This window comes from Lysobacter sp. A289 (genome assembly GCF_054072675.1).
In genome coordinates this window covers 1,220,210-1,240,793 of sequence record NZ_JBSVRN010000001.1, presented here as the reverse complement: position 1 = coordinate 1,240,793, position 20,584 = coordinate 1,220,210, and the positions used below count along the sequence as shown (strand labels likewise).

The 20,584-nt window shown below is 63.8% G+C and carries 16 protein-coding genes; 6 read left to right on the top strand and 10 right to left on the bottom strand.

The features are described 5' to 3' along the window. Window positions 1-11: 11 nt before the first annotated feature. Window positions 12-2,102: a methionine--tRNA ligase gene (gene metG, locus ACW5DN_RS05620; protein ID WP_456961754.1), complete on the bottom strand. Its 2,091-nt coding sequence runs from the start codon at window positions 2,100-2,102 to the stop codon at window positions 12-14. Window positions 2,103-2,275: 173 nt separating this feature from the next. Next, window positions 2,276-2,707, bottom strand: coding sequence for a DUF2147 domain-containing protein (locus ACW5DN_RS05615; protein WP_456961753.1), 432 nt, complete (start codon window positions 2,705-2,707; stop codon window positions 2,276-2,278). Window positions 2,708-2,882: 175 nt separating this feature from the next. On the opposite strand from ACW5DN_RS05615, the gene apbC reads away from it, so the two are divergent. Continuing rightward, window positions 2,883-3,947, top strand: coding sequence for an iron-sulfur cluster carrier protein ApbC (gene apbC / locus ACW5DN_RS05610; RefSeq protein ID WP_456961752.1), 1,065 nt, complete (start codon window positions 2,883-2,885; stop codon window positions 3,945-3,947). Between the two features lie 72 nt (window positions 3,948-4,019). Continuing rightward, window positions 4,020-4,592, top strand: a complete 573-nt coding sequence (gene dcd / locus ACW5DN_RS05605) for a dCTP deaminase (RefSeq protein ID WP_456961751.1) — start codon at window positions 4,020-4,022, stop codon at window positions 4,590-4,592. 82 nt (window positions 4,593-4,674) lie between these two features. Here the strand turns inward: dcd and ACW5DN_RS05600 are convergent, their stop codons facing one another. The 4 genes from ACW5DN_RS05600 to ACW5DN_RS05585 all read right to left on the bottom strand — a co-directional run bounded on the left by ACW5DN_RS05600 (window position 4,675) and on the right by ACW5DN_RS05585 (window position 11,002). Then, window positions 4,675-7,620 (bottom strand): TonB-dependent receptor plug domain-containing protein, encoded by a 2,946-nt coding sequence (locus tag ACW5DN_RS05600; protein WP_456961750.1) that lies wholly within the window; start codon window positions 7,618-7,620, stop codon window positions 4,675-4,677. Between the two features lie 130 nt (window positions 7,621-7,750). Continuing rightward, complete coding sequence (locus ACW5DN_RS05595) at window positions 7,751-9,778, bottom strand: alpha/beta hydrolase family protein (protein ID WP_456961749.1); 2,028 nt, start codon at window positions 9,776-9,778, stop codon at window positions 7,751-7,753. 139 nt (window positions 9,779-9,917) lie between these two features. Beyond that, complete coding sequence (locus ACW5DN_RS05590) at window positions 9,918-10,343, bottom strand: HIT family protein (protein WP_456961748.1); 426 nt, start codon at window positions 10,341-10,343, stop codon at window positions 9,918-9,920. Then, complete coding sequence (locus tag ACW5DN_RS05585; RefSeq protein WP_456961747.1) at window positions 10,340-11,002, bottom strand: dienelactone hydrolase family protein; 663 nt, start codon at window positions 11,000-11,002, stop codon at window positions 10,340-10,342. The genes ACW5DN_RS05590 and ACW5DN_RS05585 overlap by 4 nt, the downstream gene beginning before the upstream one ends. Before the next feature lie 122 nt (window positions 11,003-11,124). On the opposite strand from ACW5DN_RS05585, the gene rimO reads away from it, so the two are divergent. Both rimO and ACW5DN_RS05575 read left to right on the top strand, forming a co-directional pair. Next, on the top strand, window positions 11,125-12,471 hold the full coding sequence (gene rimO / locus ACW5DN_RS05580) for a 30S ribosomal protein S12 methylthiotransferase RimO (protein ID WP_456961746.1): 1,347 nt from the start codon (window positions 11,125-11,127) through the stop codon (window positions 12,469-12,471). A gap of 111 nt (window positions 12,472-12,582) precedes the next feature. Beyond that, entirely contained in the window at window positions 12,583-13,251 is a 669-nt protein-coding gene (locus ACW5DN_RS05575) for a hypothetical protein (RefSeq protein WP_456961745.1), read from the top strand. A 75-nt stretch (window positions 13,252-13,326) separates the two neighbouring features. Here ACW5DN_RS05575 and greB read toward each other — a convergent pair whose 3' ends face one another. Beyond that, entirely contained in the window at window positions 13,327-13,836 is a 510-nt protein-coding gene (gene greB, locus ACW5DN_RS05570) for a transcription elongation factor GreB (RefSeq protein ID WP_456961744.1), read from the bottom strand. A 121-nt stretch (window positions 13,837-13,957) separates the two neighbouring features. Here greB and ACW5DN_RS05565 point away from each other — a divergent pair, with 121 nt between their 5' ends. Next, window positions 13,958-15,448 carry a rhomboid family intramembrane serine protease gene (locus ACW5DN_RS05565; RefSeq protein ID WP_456961743.1) on the top strand — a complete coding sequence of 497 codons (1,491 nt, stop codon included), beginning with the start codon at window positions 13,958-13,960 and terminating at the stop codon, window positions 15,446-15,448. A 13-nt stretch (window positions 15,449-15,461) separates the two neighbouring features. On the opposite strand, the gene ACW5DN_RS05560 is transcribed toward ACW5DN_RS05565, so the two are convergent. The 3 genes from ACW5DN_RS05560 to ACW5DN_RS05550 all read right to left on the bottom strand — a co-directional run bounded on the left by ACW5DN_RS05560 (window position 15,462) and on the right by ACW5DN_RS05550 (window position 18,883). Further along, the gene (locus ACW5DN_RS05560; RefSeq protein WP_456961742.1) at window positions 15,462-16,733 is read right to left on the bottom strand and encodes a hypothetical protein; all 1,272 of its coding nucleotides are present in this window, start codon (window positions 16,731-16,733) and stop codon (window positions 15,462-15,464) included. Between the two features lie 57 nt (window positions 16,734-16,790). Continuing rightward, the gene (locus tag ACW5DN_RS05555; RefSeq protein ID WP_456961741.1) at window positions 16,791-17,282 is read right to left on the bottom strand and encodes a copper resistance protein NlpE; all 492 of its coding nucleotides are present in this window, start codon (window positions 17,280-17,282) and stop codon (window positions 16,791-16,793) included. A gap of 71 nt (window positions 17,283-17,353) precedes the next feature. Then, window positions 17,354-18,883: a helicase HerA-like domain-containing protein gene (locus ACW5DN_RS05550; RefSeq protein ID WP_456961740.1), complete on the bottom strand. Its 1,530-nt coding sequence runs from the start codon at window positions 18,881-18,883 to the stop codon at window positions 17,354-17,356. A 130-nt stretch (window positions 18,884-19,013) separates the two neighbouring features. Here ACW5DN_RS05550 and ACW5DN_RS05545 point away from each other — a divergent pair, with 130 nt between their 5' ends. Further along, entirely contained in the window at window positions 19,014-20,582 is a 1,569-nt protein-coding gene (locus ACW5DN_RS05545; protein ID WP_456962969.1) for a transglycosylase SLT domain-containing protein, read from the top strand. The last annotated feature ends 2 nt before the right edge of the window (window positions 20,583-20,584 follow it).

The window sequence follows — 20,584 nt, the reverse complement described above, 5'->3', positions numbered from 1 at the left end:
CTGGAACGTTATCAACGCACCGGCATGCCAGCCTGCGCGCTGCTGTCGGCATCCAGCAAGGCCAGCGCGTCGGCGTCGAAACCGGCGGAGAGGATCATGCCCTCGCTCATCCCGAACCGCATCTTGCGCGGCGCGAGGTTGGCGATGAACACCACGTTGCGGCCGACCAGTTTGCCTGGCTCCGGGTACGACGCGCGGATACCGGAAAAGATCTGCCGGGTGCCCAGATCGCCGCCGTCGAGCTCGAAGCGCAGCAGCTTGTTCGAGCCTTCGACCAATTCGCAGACCAGCACCTTGCCGATGCGCAGGTCGAGCTTGGCGAAGTCGTCGATGCCGATGGTGGCGGCCTGCGATGCATCGGGCGTTGCCGGCTTCGCCGTAGCGGCCGGAGCGGGCTGGGCGATGGATGTCGGCGTGACGTTCGCCGGGGTTTGCGGGGCATCGGGTGCTTTCATGGAATCCTTGCTGGCTTCGGTCATGGCATCGATCAGCTTCGGGTCAATCCGGGTAAACAACGGTGAATAGGAGTGGATGCGGTGGCCAACAAGTGGCGCGTCCAGCGTGCGCCAATCGGCTACCGGCGCATCGAGGAATGCTTCGGCTTGCGTCGTGACCCGGGGTAGCACCGGCTTGAGCGCGGTGTTGAGCACGCGGAACAGATTCAGGCCCTGGCTGCACACCGCCTGCAGTTGCGCATCCGCGCCTTCCTGCTTGGCGATCACCCACGGTTTGTGCTCGTCGATATAGCGGTTGGCCTCGTCGGCCAGGGCCATCGTCATCCGCAGCGCGGTGGCAGCTTCGTTGCGGTGGTAGGCGGCTGCGATCGGCGCCAGTTGTTCGACGAAGCGCGCGTACATCGCCGGGTCGGGCAAGGCATCGGCGAGCTGACCGTCGAAGCGCTTGCTGATGAATCCCGCGCAGCGGCTGGCGAGGTTGACGAACTTGCCGACCAGGTCGGCGTTCACCCGCGCGGTGAAGTCGGTCAGGTTGAGATCCAGGTCGTCCACGCCGCCGGAGGTCTTGGTCGCGAAGTAGTAGCGCAGCGCTTCCGGCTCCAGGCCGACATCGAGGTAGGTGCGCGCCATCACGAAGGTGCCGCGCGACTTGGACATCTTGGCGCCGTCCACGGTCAGGTAGCCGTTGACGTGCAATCGGGTCGGCGCGCGGAAACCCGCTCCGTGCAGCACGGCCGGCCAGAACAGGCCGTGGAAGTTGACGATGTCCTTGCCGATGAAGTGGTGAAGCTCCGATTGGCTGTCGCGGGCAAGATAGCTGAAGAAATCCAGCCCCTCGCGCTCGCACAGCGCCTGGAAGCTGGCCAGGTAGCCAATCGGTGCGTCGATCCAGACATACAGGTACTTGCCCGGATGGCCGGGGATCTGGAAGCCGAAGTAGGGCGCATCGCGGGAGATGTCCCAGGCGCGCAGGCCGCCCTCGGCATCCAGCCATTCCTGCAGTTTGGCCTTGACTCCCGGATTGGCGACATCGCCGGACAGCCAGTCGCGCAGGAAGGCGTCGAAATCGCCGACCTCGAAGAAGAAGTGCTCCGACTCGCGCAGCTCCGGTTCCGCGCCGCTGACCACCGAGCGCGGCTCCTTCAGCTCGGTCGGCGAATAGGTCGCCCCGCAGTGTTCGCAGTTGTCGCCGTACTGGTCGGGCGTGTTGCAGTTGGGGCAGATGCCCTTGACGAAGCGGTCGGGCAGGAACATGCCCTTGGCCGGGTCGTACAGCTGGGCAACCGAGCGCCGCTTGATGTGGCCGTTGTTGTCGAGCTTGGTGTAGATCGCCTCGGTCAAGGCGCGGTTGCGCGGCGAGTTGGTCGAGTCGTAATGGTCAAACGCCACGCCAAAGTCGGCGAAGTCGCGCTCATGGCTGGCCTGGATGCCGGCGATGTAGGCCTCAGGTGTCATTCCGGCCTTTTCCGCCGCCAGCATGATCGGCGTGCCGTGGGTGTCGTCGGCACAGACGAAGTGGGCGGTGTTTCCGGACAGGCGCTGCGCGCGGGTGAAGATGTCGCCCTGGATGTAACCGACCAGGTGGCCCAGATGCAGCGGGCCATTGGCATAGGGTAGGGCGCAGGTGACGAGGAGCTCGCGGGACATGGGTGGGATCGGCGGTGACAGAACCTTCATTATTGCATGCGCCAGCGGCTGCCCCACCCGTCAGGCTACGGCCGGTTCGTGCCCGCCAGTCCGGCACCCGCGCCAACGAAGACGACCCGCAAGAGCGGGCCGTCGAGGGGTACAAGCCGTGCGCGTAACGCTTGCGATCGGCGTTACTTGCGAACCCAGGTCTGCGTGCGGCCGAGCAGCGAGAAGCCCATGAAGCCGCGGATCTCCAACTTGGCGCCGTCATCGACCGGCTGCAATTTCAATGAGTAGACCTTGCCCTTGGCCGGGTCGAGGATCTTGCCGCCCTTCCAGACGGCGCCGTCCTGCTTGGCATCCCACAGGATCACCATTCCCTCGATGGGCTGGTTCTTGCGTTCGCCGTCGCACTCGCTGCAAACCGGGTTGTCGCCCTGTGCGGACTGCATCACTTCGAGCACCCGGCCGGAGAGCGTGCCGTTGTCGGCCTGGTAGATCTCTACCGTCGACTTGGCCTTGCCGGTGTCATCGTCGATGGTCGTCCAGGTGCCAATCGGGGTTTGCTGGGCGAGTGCAGACATCGGCAGTACCAGCAGCAACGCGAGCAACTTCATACGCATATGGTTTCCTCCGGAAGCAGGGGACAGTGCCGATCTTTATACCGTATCCGGCCGGTAATCCGCGATAACCTGCCGCTGCGGTTCATCAAGTGTCGCGATTGATCCATGTCAGTGACTCTTGCCGTGGCGCTGCCACAATAGGCAACCAGAACATGACTCCATAAAGAGGCCCGCCGTGACCGATTCACTCCAGACCCGTATCGGCGCGTTGCCGCTGCCGGGAACCGACACCACGATGGCTGCCACTGGCGCGCGCGTACGGGTGGCGCAGGCCGATGGCAGCGTCGCGGTGGCGATTGACCTCGGGGTGCCGATCGCCTGGCTGCACGATGAACTGGAGGCGGCGGTCAAGGCGCTGCTGGCCGAGCAGGACTTGTCCTTGACCCGGTTGGAGCTGACCCAGCGCATCAGCAGCCACGCTGTGCAGCCGAAGTTGTCGCCGTTGCAGAAGGTTCGCAACGTGATCGCGGTGGGTTCGGGCAAGGGCGGTGTGGGCAAGTCGACCACGGCGGTGAACCTGGCGCTGGCATTGGCGGCCGATGGCGCGAAGGTCGGGGTGCTGGATGCCGACGTCTACGGCCCCAGCGTGCCGATGATGCTGGGCATCAGTGGCCGCCCGGACAGCCCGGACGGCAAGTCGATCGAGCCGATGCGGGCCCATGGCGTGGAGGCGATGTCGATCGGCTTCCTGGTCGAGCAGGACACCCCGATGATCTGGCGCGGGCCGATGGCGACTTCGGCGTTGTCCCAGTTGCTCAACGAAACGCGCTGGAGCGACCTGGATTACCTGATCGTCGATTTGCCGCCGGGTACGGGCGATATCCAGTTGACCCTGGCGCAGAAGATCCCGGTGGCCGGTGCGGTCATCGTGACCACACCGCAGGATGTGGCGACGCTGGATGCCAAGAAGGCACTGAAGATGTTCGAGAAGGTGGAGGTGCCGGTGCTGGGCCTGATCGAGAACATGGCCGTCCACGTGTGCAGCAATTGCGGTCATGCGGAACACGTATTCGGCGAAGGTGGCGGGCAGCGCATGGCCAGCCAGTACGACGTGCCGTTGCTGGGCAGCTTGCCGCTGGAGCGCTCGATACGCGAGCAGGGCGATGCCGGCGTGCCCGTCGTGCTCGCCCAACCGGACTCGGCGGCGGCGAAGGCGTATCGCGATGCGGCCCGGCAGATCGCGATACGACTGGCCATGCGGCCGCGGGTTACTCCGTCAATCTCGGCGTCGCTGCTATAGGCATTACAATCATCTGCTTTCGCCCGACGGGGTTGCCCCGGGGCTTGGCCCGATCGCACGGGGAAGTACTGCATGAGCATCAAATCCGACCGCTGGATCCGGCAGATGGCCGAACAGCAGGCAATGATCGAGCCATACGAGCCCGGTCAAGTGAAGCAGGCGAACGGCGAGCGCATCGTCAGCTACGGCACGTCGAGTTACGGTTACGACGTGCGCTGCTCGCGCCAGTTCAAGGTCTTCACCAACATCAATTCCACCATCGTCGACCCGAAGAACTTCGACCCGCGCAGTTTCGTGGACATCGAGGCCGACGAGTGCATCATCCCGCCCAACTCGTTTGCACTGGCCAGCACGGTCGAGTATTTCCGCATCCCGCGTGACACCCTGGTGGTGTGCCTGGGCAAGAGCACCTACGCGCGTTGCGGGATCATCGTCAACGTGACCCCGCTGGAGCCGGAGTGGGAAGGCCACGTGACGTTGGAATTTTCCAACACCACCCCGTTGCCGGCGCGGATCTACGCCAACGAAGGCGTGGCGCAGATGCTGTTTTTTCAGGCTGACGCCGACGACGTCTGCGAGACGTCCTACAAGGATCGCGGTGGCAAGTACCAGGGCCAGCGCGGAGTCACGCTACCGCGCACCTGATTGGCGGTTTTTTCGGTGGTACAAAAAAAGAGAGGGTGGCGCATGCCACCCTCTCTTTTTATTGTTTAAGGCCGGTTCCCGGTCAGAACTTGTACTCCATGCGCACGAAACCGGTGCGTCCGTAATAGTCATACTGGGTTGCGAACGTGGGTACGTTGCCGGTGGTCGTGCCTACGCCACCCGAGATACGCGGTGGATCCTTGTCCAGCAGATTGCGGATACCGACCAGAATCGACCAGTCGTCCTGGCTGTAGCGGACCGAAAAATCGTGGTAGAAGGCCTTGTCGGCCCAGATGTCGCGCCACGCGTTCGGCCGCCCCTGGTAGGTGTAGGTTGGGGTCAGATCCCGGTTCTTGGTTTGGTGGATGTATTCCGTGTTCCAGAAGTATGTCCAGTCGCCCCGTTCTAGACGGGCACCCAGGTTGCCGGTCAACTTCGGACGGCCGATGTAACCGGCCAGGTTGGAGGAGCTGAAGCCGCTCTCCTCTGCCGTATCAAAAAATTGTGATACGTCCTCCATCGTATAGGTGATCTGGCTCTCCAGGGAAAGCTTGCCGAAGGAGAAATCATTGTCGTAATTCAGGAGCAGGTCGTAGCCACGGACCTGCTGACGGTTGATGTTGATGTACTGGTTACGAACCTCTTCGATCTTGAATGGCTCGGTAGGGTGGCCCGCCGCGTTGCGATCGAACAGGTCGCAAAAGTTGTTCGGGAAGATGGGAGCGCCGTAGCAGCCGGACAGGATAGTTCCGGTCGACAGCTGGCCAATCTGGTCCCGGATCTCATAGTTGAAGTAATCGAGCGCTACGCTGAAGTTGGAGGACGATGGCGTGAGCACTATCCCCGCGGTGAATGCCTTGGAGTTTTCGGGAGTGAGCGTGCCATAACCACCACCGGAGACGACCGTGGCCGACGATGCCGCGCCGGTATAGGTGTCCGGAATGCCGGTGGCTGCACAGTTGGCCCTGATGAAGTCGTTGTTGCTTTCGCCCCAGAGGATGCACGGGTCGATGGCGAGCTGCGACTGGAAGCCGGTCTGGTCACCCAGGTACAGCTCGTACAGGCCAGGCGCACGGAAGGACGTGCCACGGGTGGCGCGCAGACGCATCACAGAGTTGACCTGCCAGTTCAGACCCAACTTCCACACGTTGTCCGATCCCTCGACCGAGTCGTACTCGAACGCCCGCGCCGACGCATTGAGCGACAGCGACTCGAAACCGGGCTTGCCGGTCAGCAATGGCACCTCGACTTCGCCAAATATCTCGCGGACGCTGTCATCACCCTTGGTCACCTGGGCGGAGCTTGAGCCCCACAGGTCTCCGTTACGTGACAGGTCGCTCGGCTGGTCGTCGATGCTGTAGCGGCGGTACTCGATGCCGAATGCGCCCGGGATCACGCCGGCCGGGATCTCGAACAGATCACCGGTGACGATGAAATTGACGGTCGCTTGATCGTAAACCGTGTTGCCGGTATGCCATTGACCAACCGTATCGGCCAGCTCGCCCATCCGCTCGCCACTCAGGAAGCCCGGGTCGTAGTAGTCGACGCGCGGGGCGGTGTCGTCGAATTGCACGTCACCGGACCGCGACGCAACGATCCCGAAGTTGCTGTAGTCACCGTCGGAACGGCTGTAGTTGCCGTTGACTTGCCATCCCCAGGTATCGGTGGCCGAGAACAGGCCATCGAGCTTCGTGGCGCCGTAGAAATAGTCGACCTCGATCTCGTTGTCCGACATGAACGGCATGATCGGCTGGGCGAGGCCGGACAGAACCGGGCTGACATAATCCGGCGAATTGGCGTAGGTGTACGCGGTAGTGCCGAAGGGTTCGACGGACGAAGCGCCACCGACCAGCGGGAAGAATTGGCGATAGGAGTGGGTGGTGGTCTTGCGCTTGTTGTACAGCCACTGGGTCTTCCAATTGACCTTGTCAAATCCGAAGTCGGTCGCGCCGTAAATACTGAAGCGCTCCTGCTTGTCGATTACCTGCTGCGAACCCATGAAATCGTAGTTCAACACATCTTCGAAATAGGCTTGGTCGGAGTTCGCATAGTTCGGATTGTTCCGCGGCCGGTAGCCCGGGATCATTCCGATCGTGACGCCGTCGGGGGAAGGAATATAACGGGTGCCGTATCCGGCATCGATCACCGTGTTTGCGTACAGGTTTCCGGCACTGCAGCCGCCCAGCGCGGTGCCGCCAATGATCGAGCGGTCTTCGCGGTCAAGGCGTTTGCCGCCAGGGCCGTCAAAAGCCAGGTCCTGTGCACACTTGAAGTAGTCGCGGTCGCCAAGGGTCAGTTCCTTGTGCAGATAACCCTCACCGGCCAGGACAATGCTGCCGCTGTCGAAATTCCAGCCGGTGGCGCCGGAGACCGAGTACACCTCGCCGCCGCTATCGAACGGTTGGCGAACGGTGATGGAAAGCTCCGGCCGGTCGACGCTCTTGCGGGTGATCATGTTGACTACGCCGGCGACCGCGTCGGAGCCGTAGATGGACGACGCGCCATCCTTGACGATCTCGACGCGTTGCAGGATGGACGAGGGGATGACGTTCAGGTCGAACGCGCCAACCTGGCCGCGGGTTCCGGCCGGTCCAGGGCGCTGGCCATCGAGCAGGACCAGCGTACGGTTGGCACCCAGGCCGCGCAGCGACAAGGTCTCCACGCCGGTACCGCCTTCAACCACGAATCGGCTGAACTGGTTCTTGATCTGGGTCGAGCCGGAAGCCACGCTTGATTTCTGCAGCCACTCGGCGGCGGTGACCTGTCCGATGGCCACGTTGGTATCGGCAGTGATGACCTGGACCGGGGAAGTTGATACGTACTCGGTGCGACGCAGCAGTGACCCGGTAACCGTCACCCGGTCCAGCTCGACGGGATCGGCGGATGCTGCTTCCGGCTGCGTTTGCTGCTCCTGTTGTCCCTGCTCATCCAGTTGTTCAGCATCGGTCGCCGGGGTCGTGTCCTGTGCCAGTGCACTGGATGCGTACAGGCATATCAGCACCGCCGCCGCAAGTGGCAAACGTTTCATGTCAATCGACTTCCGTCCCATTTCCTTCCCCTCGTTAGGCTTTTGTTAACCGAACATATATCTTTCGTTCAGCAAGTACAACTTACCGCCAGAACTCTGCTTCGCGCCCCTAGCCGGAGTTGCGGCCAGGTCACAGCCCTTGGGGGCCGCAGTCCTCGGACAGATAGTTCTCGATCAGGGTCAACGTCGTTGTGTGGTGTCGTGGGTACCACGGCATGCTGTGCGGCATGTCCGGGACCAGTTTGAATTGCGCCGGCACCTTGTCCTTGACCGCGTTGTAGAAGTCGCGGGCGTGGAACGACGGCGTGCGGACGTCGCGGTCGCCGACATACAGCAGTACCGGGAGCTGTGCGGCGTCGGTGTGCTGCATCGGGTCCATTCCCTTCACGGTGCTGGCCTGCAGGATCCGCTGCAGGCGATTCTGGCTCCATGACGTCCCGAGGCGAGCGAGATTGGTGACCGGCGCACCGGAAATGGCGCACTGATAAGGGGAGTCATCGCGCACGACGGCCGCTGCAGCGGCGAACCCGCCATAGGAGTAGCCAAAGATCGCGATTCTGTCCGCGGCGGCAATGCCTTGCGAGACCAGCCATTCGGCGCCATCGTCGTTGTCGTCCTGCATCGCCAGGCCCCATTGGCCATCACCGGCAATCCACAGATCCCGACCGAGCCCCGTCGAACCGCGATACTGGGGACGTAATACGGCATAGCCGCGTGATGTGAAGAACGGGACCCATCCCGATCCGTCCCAACCGCCATAGTCACGAGCCCAAGGTCCGCCATGTGGGAGAACAATCGCCGGCAGTGGCGCATCGCCCTTGTTCCAGTCCACCGGGAAGTCCAGCAAAGCAGGAATCTCACGGCCGTCGCGCGCTTTATAGCTGACCCATTGTTGCTCGCCGATCTGCTCCGGATCGATCCATGGGCGCTGGCCTCCCAGCGAAACCACCTGCTTCTTGTCCGTCAGCACGTGATACGACGGTGGGTGGCTTGCACTGCTGGCGCTGAACAACACACGGGACATGGTGTCGTTGTAATCGATGATGCTGACGCTTTGTCCCGGGAACGCTTGTTGAAGGCCGTCGTGAACGGCCTTCATCTCCGGATCGACGTAGACCGCCTTGCGCTGTGGCCCGTCCACCACGAAACCCAGTACGCGGTTGAAGTTATGGGGTTGCCTGCCGAAGATAAGCGCCCCGATCGAGAACTCCGGATGCGCCGCAAGTGGCTCGTCGTCGAACTGGCGTTTTTGCGGGTCGTACATCTTCGCCTGCACGCGGTCGGATGACAGGTCGCTCAATACGTAGAACTTGCCGCTGGCTTCGTCGATGCCGACAATTTCGACGGTGTAACGATCGGTGAGATTCGTCATCAGCGCCGGGTGTTCTTCGAAACTTCCGCTTTCAGGATTGCGGATCAGTATTTTTTGCTGGTACTCGTCCCGCCCGGCCGAATCGATCTGGACACGGGTCAGCAGTTCGCCGGTGCCTGGATGGAACAGGCCGGGACTACTGCGACCGCTGCCGCGAAACAGCAGCTCCGTTTCTCCGGTGCGAAGGTTGTATTTGTAGTAATTGGAGGACAGCGTCAGTTCGTTGAGCTGGGAGACGATTACCCGCTTCGGATCCAGTGGCAGCGTATGGACCAGCGATGCCGTGCCGGCGATTTCGAGACAGCGCTTGGTTTGCTTGCTGATGCCGATGGTTCGGGTGTTGTCGGCAAATGCTTCACTGAACTCGTCGTGGCTGGTGTCGGTCAAATACGCCTTGACCACAAACGTCTTGGTCGCGCCGGTGGTCTTGCCCTCGCCGCAACCACCCAGCTGGCCGGTCCACTCCTGGCGTGCCAATACGAATACCTGGTTCGCCTTGAGTGCGTTGGCCGCGATGAACTTCATGCGGTCTCCGGACGGCGTGATTGTCGGACCTGCGGCAAGATCGTCGAGACTCCAGGTGGCCAGCGCGGTTTCCTGATAATCACTGCCGGGCGATGCGACGATTGCGACCAGGTTATTGCCGTCGGAACTCATTGACGGCGATTGCATGGCCGGCACGCGGGCGAAGTCGTCGATCGGGATCGGTTCGCCAGCGTTCGCGGTGCCCGCCAGTAAAGCGATACACCCGACCTGCAGCGCCCTCAGGATGTTCCAGTTTTTCATGCGTCCCCTTCCCCTGTTCATTATTTACGTAACTGAAATTCCGCACCCGTGCCCCACGGTGGGAATGTCTGGAAGCTAGCAGAAATGTGACGCAAGTGATCCCCAGCCGGCCCGTCGAATCGTCACAGCGCGATGGCTCTCAGCTTTGCAGTGCGGCCTGCAATCGCTTCACGCGCTCGACCAGTAACTCAGGCGAGTAGGGCTTGGCGCTGACCGTGCCCCAGACCGGCCGAGGCCACGCGATGTCGCTTTCAAAACGTGCAATCACATGCACGTGCAATTGCGAGACCTGGTTGCCGAGGGCGGCGACGTTGAGCTTGTTGGGGCGGAAGGCCTGTTGCAGCGCCCGGCTGGTGAGGGCGATTTCGCGGGTCAGTTCCGTTTGCTGGTCGGGGTCCAGGTCGATCCACTCCACCATGTGTTCGATCCGTGGCACCAGGATCAGCCAGGGGTGGTTGGCATCGTCCATCAGGCGCAACTCGCTCAGCCCCAGCATCGCGACCGGGTGGGTGTCATCGGCCAGCCGTGGATCGAGCTGCCAGCCGTGGTCTTGTCGGTGGCTCATCGCAGGTTCTCCGCCAGGAATCCGGTGGTGCGTTGCCAGGCCAGGGTTGCGCTGGCAGGCTCGTGGTCATCGCGCAACTCGCAGTTGAAGCCGTGTCCGGCCGGGTAGACGTGGATAGTTGCGCCGGGGTGCTTGTCGCGGTGCAGCTGCACGTCAGCGGCGGAGATGTTGCGGTCGCGCTGGCCGAAGTGGAATTGGATGGGGGCGCGTAGCGGCTCATCGAGGAACGGCACGTTGCGGGCCCCGTAGTAGCTGACCGCAGGCAGCCCGAGGCGGGTATTGGCGAGCAGGGCGACGGTGCCACCCCAGCAAAATCCCACCGCGCCGGTACGCAAACCCTCGCTGTGCAACTGGTCGGCGGCGGTGCCGACTACGTCGACTGCCGCCTCAATGCCCACGGCGTTGGCCAGCTTTCGGCCACGGGCGATGCCCGCCGCGTCGTAATCCAGTTCCACCGCTTTCTCGACCGGATCGAACAACGCGGGGGTCATGGCGATGAAGCCGTCCTGCGCAAACTGCTCGGCAACATGGCGGATATGGCGGTTGACACCAAAGATCTCCTGAATCACCACCACCGCGCCGCGTGACGGTCCGGCCGGCTCGCAGCGCCACGCACGTACGGGACCGTGGGGGGTTTCCAGATCAATCCAACGGTTCATGTCGGCTCCGTTCAGCTTGGCTGGGTGGTCTTTCGGGTTGATTCTAACGCCAAGGTTATAATTCGCACTTCACCTTTGCCGTCGCCTCTCGCATCGGAAAACCTTCGCTACCTGGTCGCAACATGCCCCTGCAAGACACGCTGTCCAAAACCCCGAAAGTCGGCTTCATCAGCCTTGGTTGCCCCAAGGCACTGGTCGATTCCGAGCGTATCCTCACCCAGCTGCGGGTGGAGGGTTACGACCTGGTGCCCAGTTATGACGATGCCGACGTGGTGGTGGTCAACACCTGCGGCTTCATCGATTCGGCCGTGGCCGAGTCGCTGGACGCGATTGGCGAGGCGATGGCCGAGAACGGCAAGGTCATCGTGACCGGCTGCCTGGGCAAGCGCGCCGAGGTGATTCGCGAGGCGCACCCGGGCGTGCTGTCGATCAGCGGCCCGCAGGATTACGACAGCGTGCTGACCGCCGTGCATGCCGCCGTGCCGCCGCGGCACGATCCGTTCATCAGCCTGGTGCCGGACACTGGCATCAAGCTGACCCCGAAGCATTACGCGTACCTGAAGATTTCCGAGGGCTGCAACCACCGTTGCAGCTTCTGCATCATCCCCTCGATGCGCGGCAACCTGGTGTCGCGGCCGATCGACCAGGTGCTGCGCGAGGCCGAGAAGCTCGCGATGGGCGGGGTCAGGGAGCTGCTGGTGATCTCGCAGGACACCTCGGCCTATGGTGTGGACGTGCGCTATGCCGAGCACGAGTGGCGCGGCAAGAGCTACCAGACCCGGATGAAAGCGCTGTGCGAAGGGCTGGGCGAGCTGGGCCTGTGGACGCGACTGCACTACGTCTATCCGTACCCGCACGTGGACGACATCATTCCGCTGATGGCGGATGGCAAGATCCTGCCCTACCTGGATATCCCGTTCCAGCACGCCAGCCCGCGCGTGCTGAAGCTGATGAAGCGCCCGGGAGCGATCGACAAGACACTGGCGCGCATCCAGAACTGGCGCAGGGTTTGCCCCGAGCTGACGATCCGGTCGACGTTCATCGTCGGCTTCCCGGGCGAGACCGAGGCGGAGTTCGAGGAGTTGCTGGACTTCCTCGACGAGGCGCAGCTTGATCGCGTTGGTGCATTTGCCTATTCGCCGGTTACCGGTGCCAAGGCGAACGAGCTGCCGGACCCGGTCGACGAGGACGTGAAGCAGGAGCGGCTGGCGCGTTTCATGCAGCGCCAGGCCGGGATCTCCGCCGAGAAGCTTGAGGCCAAGGTCGGCAGCGTGCAGCGTTGCATCGTTGATGCCGTCGATGGCGAACTGGCCATTGCCCGCTCGATGGCCGATGCGCCGGAAATCGACGGCGTGGTGCAAATCCAGAACGGCTACTTCGCCGGCCTGAAGCCGGGTGATTTTGCCGACGTGGAGATCATGGGCAGCGACGAGCACGACTTGTTCGGCGAGGTTTCCTTCGGGGATTGAACTACCGGTGGCCTGACACGGGCGCACACCGCGTATCTGCTTATGTAGGGTCGACAATGCACGCACCGGGCCACGGCCTGGCGCGTGCCGACCGCATGCCGTGGAGGCAGCATGAAGTGGTTGCTGGTGCCCTGTGTGGCCTGCTGTGCCGGTCTGCTGTTGCCGGCGCTGGCGTACGGCGCGGCGGCCATCGGCGATGAGGACCTTCGGGTTTATCTGGGCGCGTTGGAGCTGGGGGCGCGGCTGGACGTGGACCTCACTGGCGATGGGCGGGCGGAGCTGGTTTATGTCGCCACCGACAGCAACCAGCGGGTGCTGGGCGTCATCGAAGGTCGCGGGGAACCCGCACGTCTAGGTGCGCACTTGCTGGGCGAGGCCCCGCTGGCGGCCACGCCACAATCCTCGGTGTCGCTCAGCTTTGATAACGGGCAGTTGGTGGTGGAACAGTTCGCTGGTGAGGGCTCCGTCCGCGTGAGCAGCTACCGCTATCGCTATGATGCCGCCGTGCAAAAGCTGCGGTTGGTCGAGTTGTCCGTCGAGCAGTACGACGATGCGGCGGGGCAGGGAACCCTGCGTATCAGCTGGGATCTGGACGCCGGCGAGCAGGTGGTGGTGCGTAGCGAGCCGGCGACGCTCGATAACGGCCAGCAGGTCTACGTCTACGGCCCCGAATTGCGCTTTGTCCGGCTGGCTGCGCCGATATATCTGTCCGGCACGCCGGACCCGCTGACGTTATTCGAGCTTGAGGGCCGGTGGGAAATGCTCGTGTCGAGCGACTGAAAACATTGAGGCGTGAAACACGCACGATGGTGCAAGACGGGTAGCCTCCAGGCCGTGGGCGCGGAGCTGCTGCGGTCAGTCCGGGTACTGCACCCGCACGATCACCAGATGCTGCGGACCGGCCGGAAGTTGCACCTGGATCTCGTCGTCCAGGCACTTCTTCAGCATTGCCCGGGCGAGCGGTGAATCGATGCTGATCCACCCCAGCTTCGCGTCGGTTTCATCAGGGCCGACAATGCGGTAGCGGAAGGTCTCGCCGCTGCCGCTGCCGCTGCCTTCGACATCGACCGTGGCGCCAAAGTACACCGCGTCCGGGTTGGATGGCGTGGATTCCACCACCCGCAGTGCCGGCAGTCGCTTGCTGAGGTAGCGGACGCGCCGGTCGATCTCGCCGAGCTGCTTCTTGCGGTAGGTGTACTCCGCGTTCTCCGAGCGATCGCCCTCGGCCGCGGCAGCCGCGAGGGCCTTGACCACCTCCGGGCGCTGGAATCGCCACAGCTGCTCCAGCTCGGCCTTGAGCCGATCATGGCCCTGGCGGGTGATCAGGGCAGTACTGCTTGCTGCGGGAGGACGCCAACGGCCCATCAGGACTCCATGCGGTCGGTGAAGAAGGTTTGCAGGGCGGACGATCATCCCGGCGCGGTGGCTTGCGCTTTGACGGTCGAATCGCGGAATCTTGCGTCCTGCCCGGCCATTGTCGTCTTTCATGCTGATCCTGCCACTCCATCGCCCGCTCACCCGCGCCACGTTCCCGTTCGTGACGGTGGTGTTGATCGCGATCAATGTGCTGGTGTTCCTTGGCTGGCAAGTCGGCGACAACGCCACGATGCTGCGCGCACAGCAACATTACCTGGATGCGGATCTCGGACGTTACGAAGTCCCGGCCTACGAGCGCCACTTGCTCGGGACCAGCCAGGCGGATGCGCTGGCGGAATTCGAGCGGGTGTCGACGTCGGCGCGACCGGCCTACGTGGCCAGGATCACGCTGACCGACGTCGTATTTGTCGCCATGCTGCAGTCGGGCGAGGGGTTCGACCAGGTTGCCGACTTCCAGGCGTGGCAGCCGCTGCGGGTGGAGTACGACGCGTTGCTGGGCGACGTATTCACCCTGCGCCACCTGCTGCGAAGTTCCGAGGTCGACCCGTGGCGGATGTTGAGTTCGGCGTTCCTGCACGGCGGGCTGATGCATCTGGTTGGAAACATGCTGTTCCTGCTTGCACTGGGATTGTTGGTCGAAGGTGCGATTGGCTCGGGTCGCTTCATGGGCGTGTACCTGCTTGGCGCGCTCGCCTCCAGTGCAGTGTCGCTGTTGTGGCGCTGGGGCGAAGCCAGTGGCGGCCTGGGTGCATCGGGCGCGGTGGCGGCGTTGATGGGCGCGTTCTGCGTGGTATGGGGCCGCCAGCCGGTGCGCTTCTTCTACTGGTTCGGGGTGGTATTCGACTACGTGCGCGCGCCGGCAATCTGGTTGCTGCCGCTGTGGCTGGGCTGGGAGGTCTACAACCTGCTGGTCAATGAAGATCTCGGGGTCGGGTTCGACGCCCACGCGGGCGGGATCATCAGCGGCGCCCTGATGGGGATGGTGCTGGTGGGCCTGGGTCAGGTGCGCAACGGGTTCATCGGCAAGGATGATGCGGCCGCACTACCTGATGATCGCTGGGAGCGCGCGCAAGCCGATCTTGGTCGTATGCGATTGCTGCAGGCCGAAACGCTGCTGCTTGATTTGACGCGGGAACAACCCGAACGGTTCGAGGTGCGGCTGGCACTTTATCGGGTCGCGTGCAATGGCAAGCAAGCCGAGGCAGTGGCGCAGCGCGCGACCGGGCTGCTCCAGCTCCCTGTTGTCGATGCTGATGAAGTCGCGGCGCAGCGCACCGTGCTGCTGGAATTGGACGATGCCGGGATCGTCCTGGACCCGGGCTTGCGCACGACGCTCGTGCGGCGCTGGCTGGAGGTCGGTGAACTCGACGCTGCCGAGGCGGGACTGGCGTCCATCGGCTCGGCCGCGGACGCACCGGAGCAGGCACGGCTGTGGTTCCAGCTGGCGTTGGCCCGGCGCGATGAGCATCAGGCCGAGGCCCATGCCCGGGCGCTGCGGATGCTGGTGAAGCGTTACCCGCAACAGCCGCAGGCGACCAAGGCGCAGTTCCTGCTGGCCGGCCAGGCGGCGGGCCATGGTGATGGGACGTCCACGGCATGACTGCCGGGTGGTCCTAGCCGTTTGCCGGCACCTGCAAGGCAGTCAGAGCGGCTTCGATCCTGGTCAGCAGCCCGTCGTCCCCGCTGTCCTGGCAGCGGTCGCGCGCCTGCTGCAGCAATGCGCGTGCCTCTTCGTCGCGGTCCATCCTGTCAACCATCAACAGCGCCGCGTCCAGGCCCCAGCGCGGTGCAGCCTGGTGCCGTGGATGGGCACGTAGCAGCGGCTGCAGACAATCGAGCGCAAGCTGGTTCTGGCCGGCGAGGCGGGCACGCTCGATCAGGTGCTCGGCATGTTCGACCTGCATTGGCACGAAATCGGGATTGGCGTCGAGCGACTCGCGCAACAAGCCCAGTGCGCGCCGATCCTGCTTCTCCAGCAACAGCACATTGAGGTACTCGCGCGCATGCTCCGATACTGCGGCAGCATCGCCGTTGCGGAGCAGCAAGCGACGGTACAGGTCGTGGGTTTCAACACTGACCGCACGGCTGCGGATCTCGCCACGCAACAGTTCCAGCGCGGTGTCGAGTTGGCCGTCCTGCACGTAGCCTTCGGCCTCGGCCAGAAGGTCGGCGTCAGGGGTGTGGCGACCCGGCAGCGCCTGTGGGCCAACTGGCTGGTAGCCCAGTACTTCGTGGTACTGGTAGACCAGATAACCCATCAGGTGGAAGGCGGCGAACAGACCCCAGAACGCGACCGCAGTCGTTGCCAGGTCGACCAGCACCGGCGGCATTACTTTGGCGAGCCAGACGGTCGCGGTGAATTTGCTGGCCTGGATCACGAACAGCAAGCCGACCACCGCCAGGTATGGCCAGCCGATCCGCTGGACCAGGCGCAAGGGAGTCGCCGGGTTGAGTGCATGTGGCAGGCTGCCGTCGATGGCCAATGACATCACGCAACCGGGCTGCAGGAACGCGATGAAGGCGATCGTTGCCAGGCCGATGCCCGGGCCGCCAACCTCCATCGCGATCATGATTACCAGCAGGAAGACTAAGTGCATGAGCAGCAGTCGCAGGACGACGCCGTTGTCGACCCCCAGCATCCCCTCGGGCGCTTCCATGCGTCCGTCGGCAGTGGCCTGCAGGATCTCGAACGCGTACTTGTAGGCGCCAACCCAGACCAGGATCAGAACCACCCAGCCGATCACTGGGATCAATCCGAGCAAGCTGGCAAAGGTCAACGCCAGCAGGCTGTATAACGCGGCTCCGCGCACCGGGTACGAGCTGATTTCGCGCAGGCGATGCCAGAAGGGTACCGCGGGCGCGGGAGGGACGGGGGCAGGTTGCACGGGTTTCACTCCTTGGCAGGCGCTGGCATCAGCTGGTCTGGAAACACGCAGTCGCCGTCAGTTTGCGGCCTGGCGGTCGAGGCTGTAATCCAGTCCGCTTTCCGCCAGGTTGCCCGACGCATCAAGCAAGGTGATCTCCTGCTGTGAGGTGATCGCAAACAGCCAGTCCGGCTCGGACTTGCTGTTGGGATCCAGGCGGATCTGCTCGGCCAGGACCGTCCAGGTGCCATCCGTACTGACCGGTGCGCCGTCCTCGTCCTGGTAGGTCTCGCTCAACTCGTAGCTGCCGTCGGCGTTGAGCACCAGAGTGGTGTCGATGCCCGGGCAGCTGGCGCACGGCAGGGTGGCGCTGAACGTGCCGGCAAAACCGCGCATGTCGAAGTTGGCGTTGTCGGAGGGCTGGTTGTCGCCGGTGGAAACGACATCGACTGCGGCCGGCGTGGTTTCGGTGACGGCAGGCGTGTCCGCGGCCGGCTCGGCCGACTGGGGTTTGCAGGCGGCGACAGTGAGCACGGTCAGGCAGGCGAGGGCAAGCAGCGACTTGGTCATGTAGTGACTCCTTTCGGTGGGAACTTGGTGCGGGTGAACGTACTTGCGCGTAAGTGAATGAAACGCCGACGTCAGCGGCGGCCGCCGAAGATGCCGCCCAGCAGGCCGCGCAGGATCTTGCGGCCGATCTGGTTGCCGACCGTGCGCGCGGTCTGCTTGGCCATGGTTTCGACCATGCCCTGGCGACGCTTGGTGCCGAACACGGCGTTGCGGATGGCCGTGCCGAAACCGCCTTCATCATCCTCGACCGCCTTGGCCGGCGGCGCCTCGGCTTGCTCGGTCGCCGCTTCCGCCTTGCCGGCCAGTATTTCCATCGCCGATTCGCGATCGACGCGCTGGTCGTACTTCGCGCCGACCGGGCTGCCGGCACGGACCTGGGTGCGTTCCAGTTCGCTGAGCGCGCCCATGCGGCAGCGTGGGGGCGCGATCAACGTGCGTTCCACGGGCATCGGGATGCCCTTGTCCTGCAGCGTAGATACCAGTGCCTCGCCAGTGCCCAGCTGGCCAATCGCCTCGGCAACGTCCAATGCCGGGTTGCTGACGAAAGTCTGCGCCGCAGTCCGCACCGCCTTCTGGTCGCGCGGGGTGAAGGCGCGCAGGGCATGCTGCACCCGGTTGCCGAGCTGGCCTAGGATGTCGTCGGGCACGTCGTCGGGGAACTGCGAGCAGAAGTACACGCCCACGCCCTTGGAACGGATGATCCGTACCACTTGCTCGACCCGCTGCTGCAGCGCCTTGGGCGCATCCTCGAACAACAGGTGTGCCTCGTCGAACACGAACACCAGCTTGGGCTTGTCCAGGTCGCCGACTTCGGGCAACTGCTCGAACAGCTCCGACAACAGCCACAGCAGGAAGCTGGAGTACAGCCGGGGTTTCAGGATCAGGGTCTCGGCACACAGGATGTTGATCACCCCGCGACCGTCGGTGGTGGTGCGGATCAGGTCGCTCAGTTCCAGCGCCGGTTCGCCGAAGAACATCTCGCCGCCGTCGGATTCCAGTCGCAGCAACGCGCGCATGATCGCGCCAATCGACGCGGTATTGACCAGCCCGTACTCGGTCGAGATGGCCTTGCGCTGCTCGGACACCAGGTTGAGAAGCGCACGCAGGTCGGCCAGGTCGAGCAGCAAAAGCCCGCGGTCGTCGGCCAGCTTGAAGGTGATGTCGAGCACGCCGGACTGGGTGTCGTTCAGTTCGAGCATGCGCGACAACAGCGTCGGGCCGATTTCGCTCACGGTCGCCCGGACCGGGTGGCCGGATTTGCCGAACAGGTCCCACAGCACCGTCGGGTTGCCTTCGTTGGCGTAATCGTTGATGCCGATCTGGTCGAGCCGGGCCTGCAGCTTCTCGCTGGTCGTGCCGGGCATGGCAAGGCCGGCCACGTCACCCTTGACGTCGGCCATGAACACCGGCACCCCGATCCTCGAAAACCCCTCTGCCAGCGTCATCAGCGTCACGGTCTTGCCGGTGCCGGTCGCGCCGGCGACCAGGCCATGGCGATTGGCGAGCCGCGGCTGCAGAAATACCTGGCCACGGCTTTCGGGCAATGAATCGGGCGTGGTGACGGCTTTGCCGACCAGGATCGGCGCGGGGATGGGTGGCATATCGACTTCCTTGATGGATTGCGGTTGATTCTATGGCTTGTGACGGGTCACCGGAATTGCTGCGTCCCTGCAATTGCGGCATCCCATCGGCCCGACTACTCTGAAGCACGAATCCCTCTTGTTGCCATCCATGTCCGTGAATGCCTGTTTTCCGCGCGCTGCGGCGCTGCTTGTCGTCTCTTTGTTGGTGTTGGTCCCGTTTGATGCAGGCGCGATTTCCAGTCGGGACCAGGCGGCCGTTGATGACATCCATCAGCGCATGCAAGTGGCGGAGTCCGGCTACCGCGACGCGCTGGTCAAGATCGGCAACGCCGACCCGGCGGGTCCTGCACAGGCCAATACGGCGCTGGAAGACATGGAGGACGTGGTTGTGGCCTGCGCCGCGCAGCGGGGGTGCTCGGTACCGTCATTGCTGACGTCCTACGAGCGCCTGCTCAAGCTCAACGCCGACCTGGAAGCCGATGAGGACTTGCTGGCCGAGGAGTCTCTGGCGCAGCGGGAGATCGGGCACCATATCGATCCGTCGGTTCTGCCCACCGCCCCCGGCACGGTGTCCGGCGACGTGCCGGAAGCCGCCCGCGCTGCCAGCTTGCTGGGGGCCGACAATGGCCACCACTTTGACCGGATGGTCCAGTACAACCCGGCCGTCCAGGAGGGGATCCGCCGCTGGTTGACCGATATGCGCGGCGCGTTCCTGACCAGTTACGAAAATTACCAGTACATGCGCCACCTGATGTGGCCGCAGTACGAGCGTGCCGGGCTGCCGGAAGCGTTGTTGTTCGGCATCCTGGCCAAGGAGTCCAACGGCCGCGTGCATTCGACTTCGCGCGCAGGCGCGGCCGGGCCGATGCAGTTCATGTATGCCACCGGCCAGCGTTTTGGCCTGGGCGACGACGGCACCGGCTTCGATACGCGCTACGACCCATATGCGGCTTCCGAGGCCAGCGTCGCCTATCTCAACGAGCGGATGGGTGAGCTCAATCGTGATATCGAACTGGCGCTGGCGGCGTACAACGGCGGCGAAGGGCGAGCGCGGCGAATCCACCAGGCCAACCCCGGCAAAAGCTTCTGGCACGAGGATGTCTACCATCAGTTTCCGCCGGAGACACGGGACTACGTGCCGATGGTGATTGCGGCCGCCTGGCTGTTCCTGCATCCCAGGGAGTATGGGTTGACCTTGTCGAAGCTTGACCCGGAGCCCTCACAGCTGCGGCTGGAACAGCCTGCGTCGATCTACCAGTTGACCATTTGCCTGGGCAATCGGCGCGCGCGCGAGGGCTACATGCGAGTATTGCGCAACCTCAACCCGCGTTATCGCGCCGATGACTGGCTGCCCGCCGGCACCGTCCTGGAGGCCACCAACCGGATCGTTGGCTTGTACAAGCGCCAGTGCGTGGATGGCCGGCTTGCGGACATGGCGCGCGAGCTGGTGGCCAGTGACCCGGCAATGGCCATCGTGAGCGGGCAGGTTGCGCCTGTGGTCCAGGTGGGGCCGATGGTGCCTGCCGCGGTTTCTTCAGCGCTCCCGGCAGCGGACGCGCCGCGGCACTACCAGGTCCAGCGCGGCGAGACCGTGGCCTCGATTGCGAAGAAGTTCCAGTGTGACGTGGGTGAACTGGTGCGGGCCAACGACATCAAGGGCCCGCAACATCGGCTTAGTCCCGGGCAATCACTTGTGCTCGCTGGTTGTCGCGGCTGACG

Coding starts and splice junctions, on each gene's coding strand:
- metG (WP_456961754.1), bottom strand. CDS start 2,102: ATGTCCCGCGAGCTCCTCGTCACCTGCGCCCTACCCTATGCCAATGGC.
- ACW5DN_RS05615 (WP_456961753.1), bottom strand. CDS start 2,707: ATGCGTATGAAGTTGCTCGCGTTGCTGCTGGTACTGCCGATGTCTGCA.
- dcd (WP_456961751.1), top strand. CDS start 4,020: ATGAGCATCAAATCCGACCGCTGGATCCGGCAGATGGCCGAACAGCAG.
- ACW5DN_RS05600 (WP_456961750.1), bottom strand. CDS start 7,620: ATGAAACGTTTGCCACTTGCGGCGGCGGTGCTGATATGCCTGTACGCA.
- ACW5DN_RS05595 (WP_456961749.1), bottom strand. CDS start 9,778: ATGAAAAACTGGAACATCCTGAGGGCGCTGCAGGTCGGGTGTATCGCT.
- ACW5DN_RS05590 (WP_456961748.1), bottom strand. CDS start 10,343: ATGAGCCACCGACAAGACCACGGCTGGCAGCTCGATCCACGGCTGGCC.
- ACW5DN_RS05585 (WP_456961747.1), bottom strand. CDS start 11,002: ATGAACCGTTGGATTGATCTGGAAACCCCCCACGGTCCCGTACGTGCG.
- rimO (WP_456961746.1), top strand. CDS start 11,125: ATGCCCCTGCAAGACACGCTGTCCAAAACCCCGAAAGTCGGCTTCATC.
- ACW5DN_RS05575 (WP_456961745.1), top strand. CDS start 12,583: ATGAAGTGGTTGCTGGTGCCCTGTGTGGCCTGCTGTGCCGGTCTGCTG.
- greB (WP_456961744.1), bottom strand. CDS start 13,836: ATGGGCCGTTGGCGTCCTCCCGCAGCAAGCAGTACTGCCCTGATCACC.
- ACW5DN_RS05565 (WP_456961743.1), top strand. CDS start 13,958: ATGCTGATCCTGCCACTCCATCGCCCGCTCACCCGCGCCACGTTCCCG.
- ACW5DN_RS05555 (WP_456961741.1), bottom strand. CDS start 17,282: ATGACCAAGTCGCTGCTTGCCCTCGCCTGCCTGACCGTGCTCACTGTC.
- ACW5DN_RS05550 (WP_456961740.1), bottom strand. CDS start 18,883: ATGCCACCCATCCCCGCGCCGATCCTGGTCGGCAAAGCCGTCACCACG.
- ACW5DN_RS05545 (WP_456962969.1), top strand. CDS start 19,014: ATGTCCGTGAATGCCTGTTTTCCGCGCGCTGCGGCGCTGCTTGTCGTC.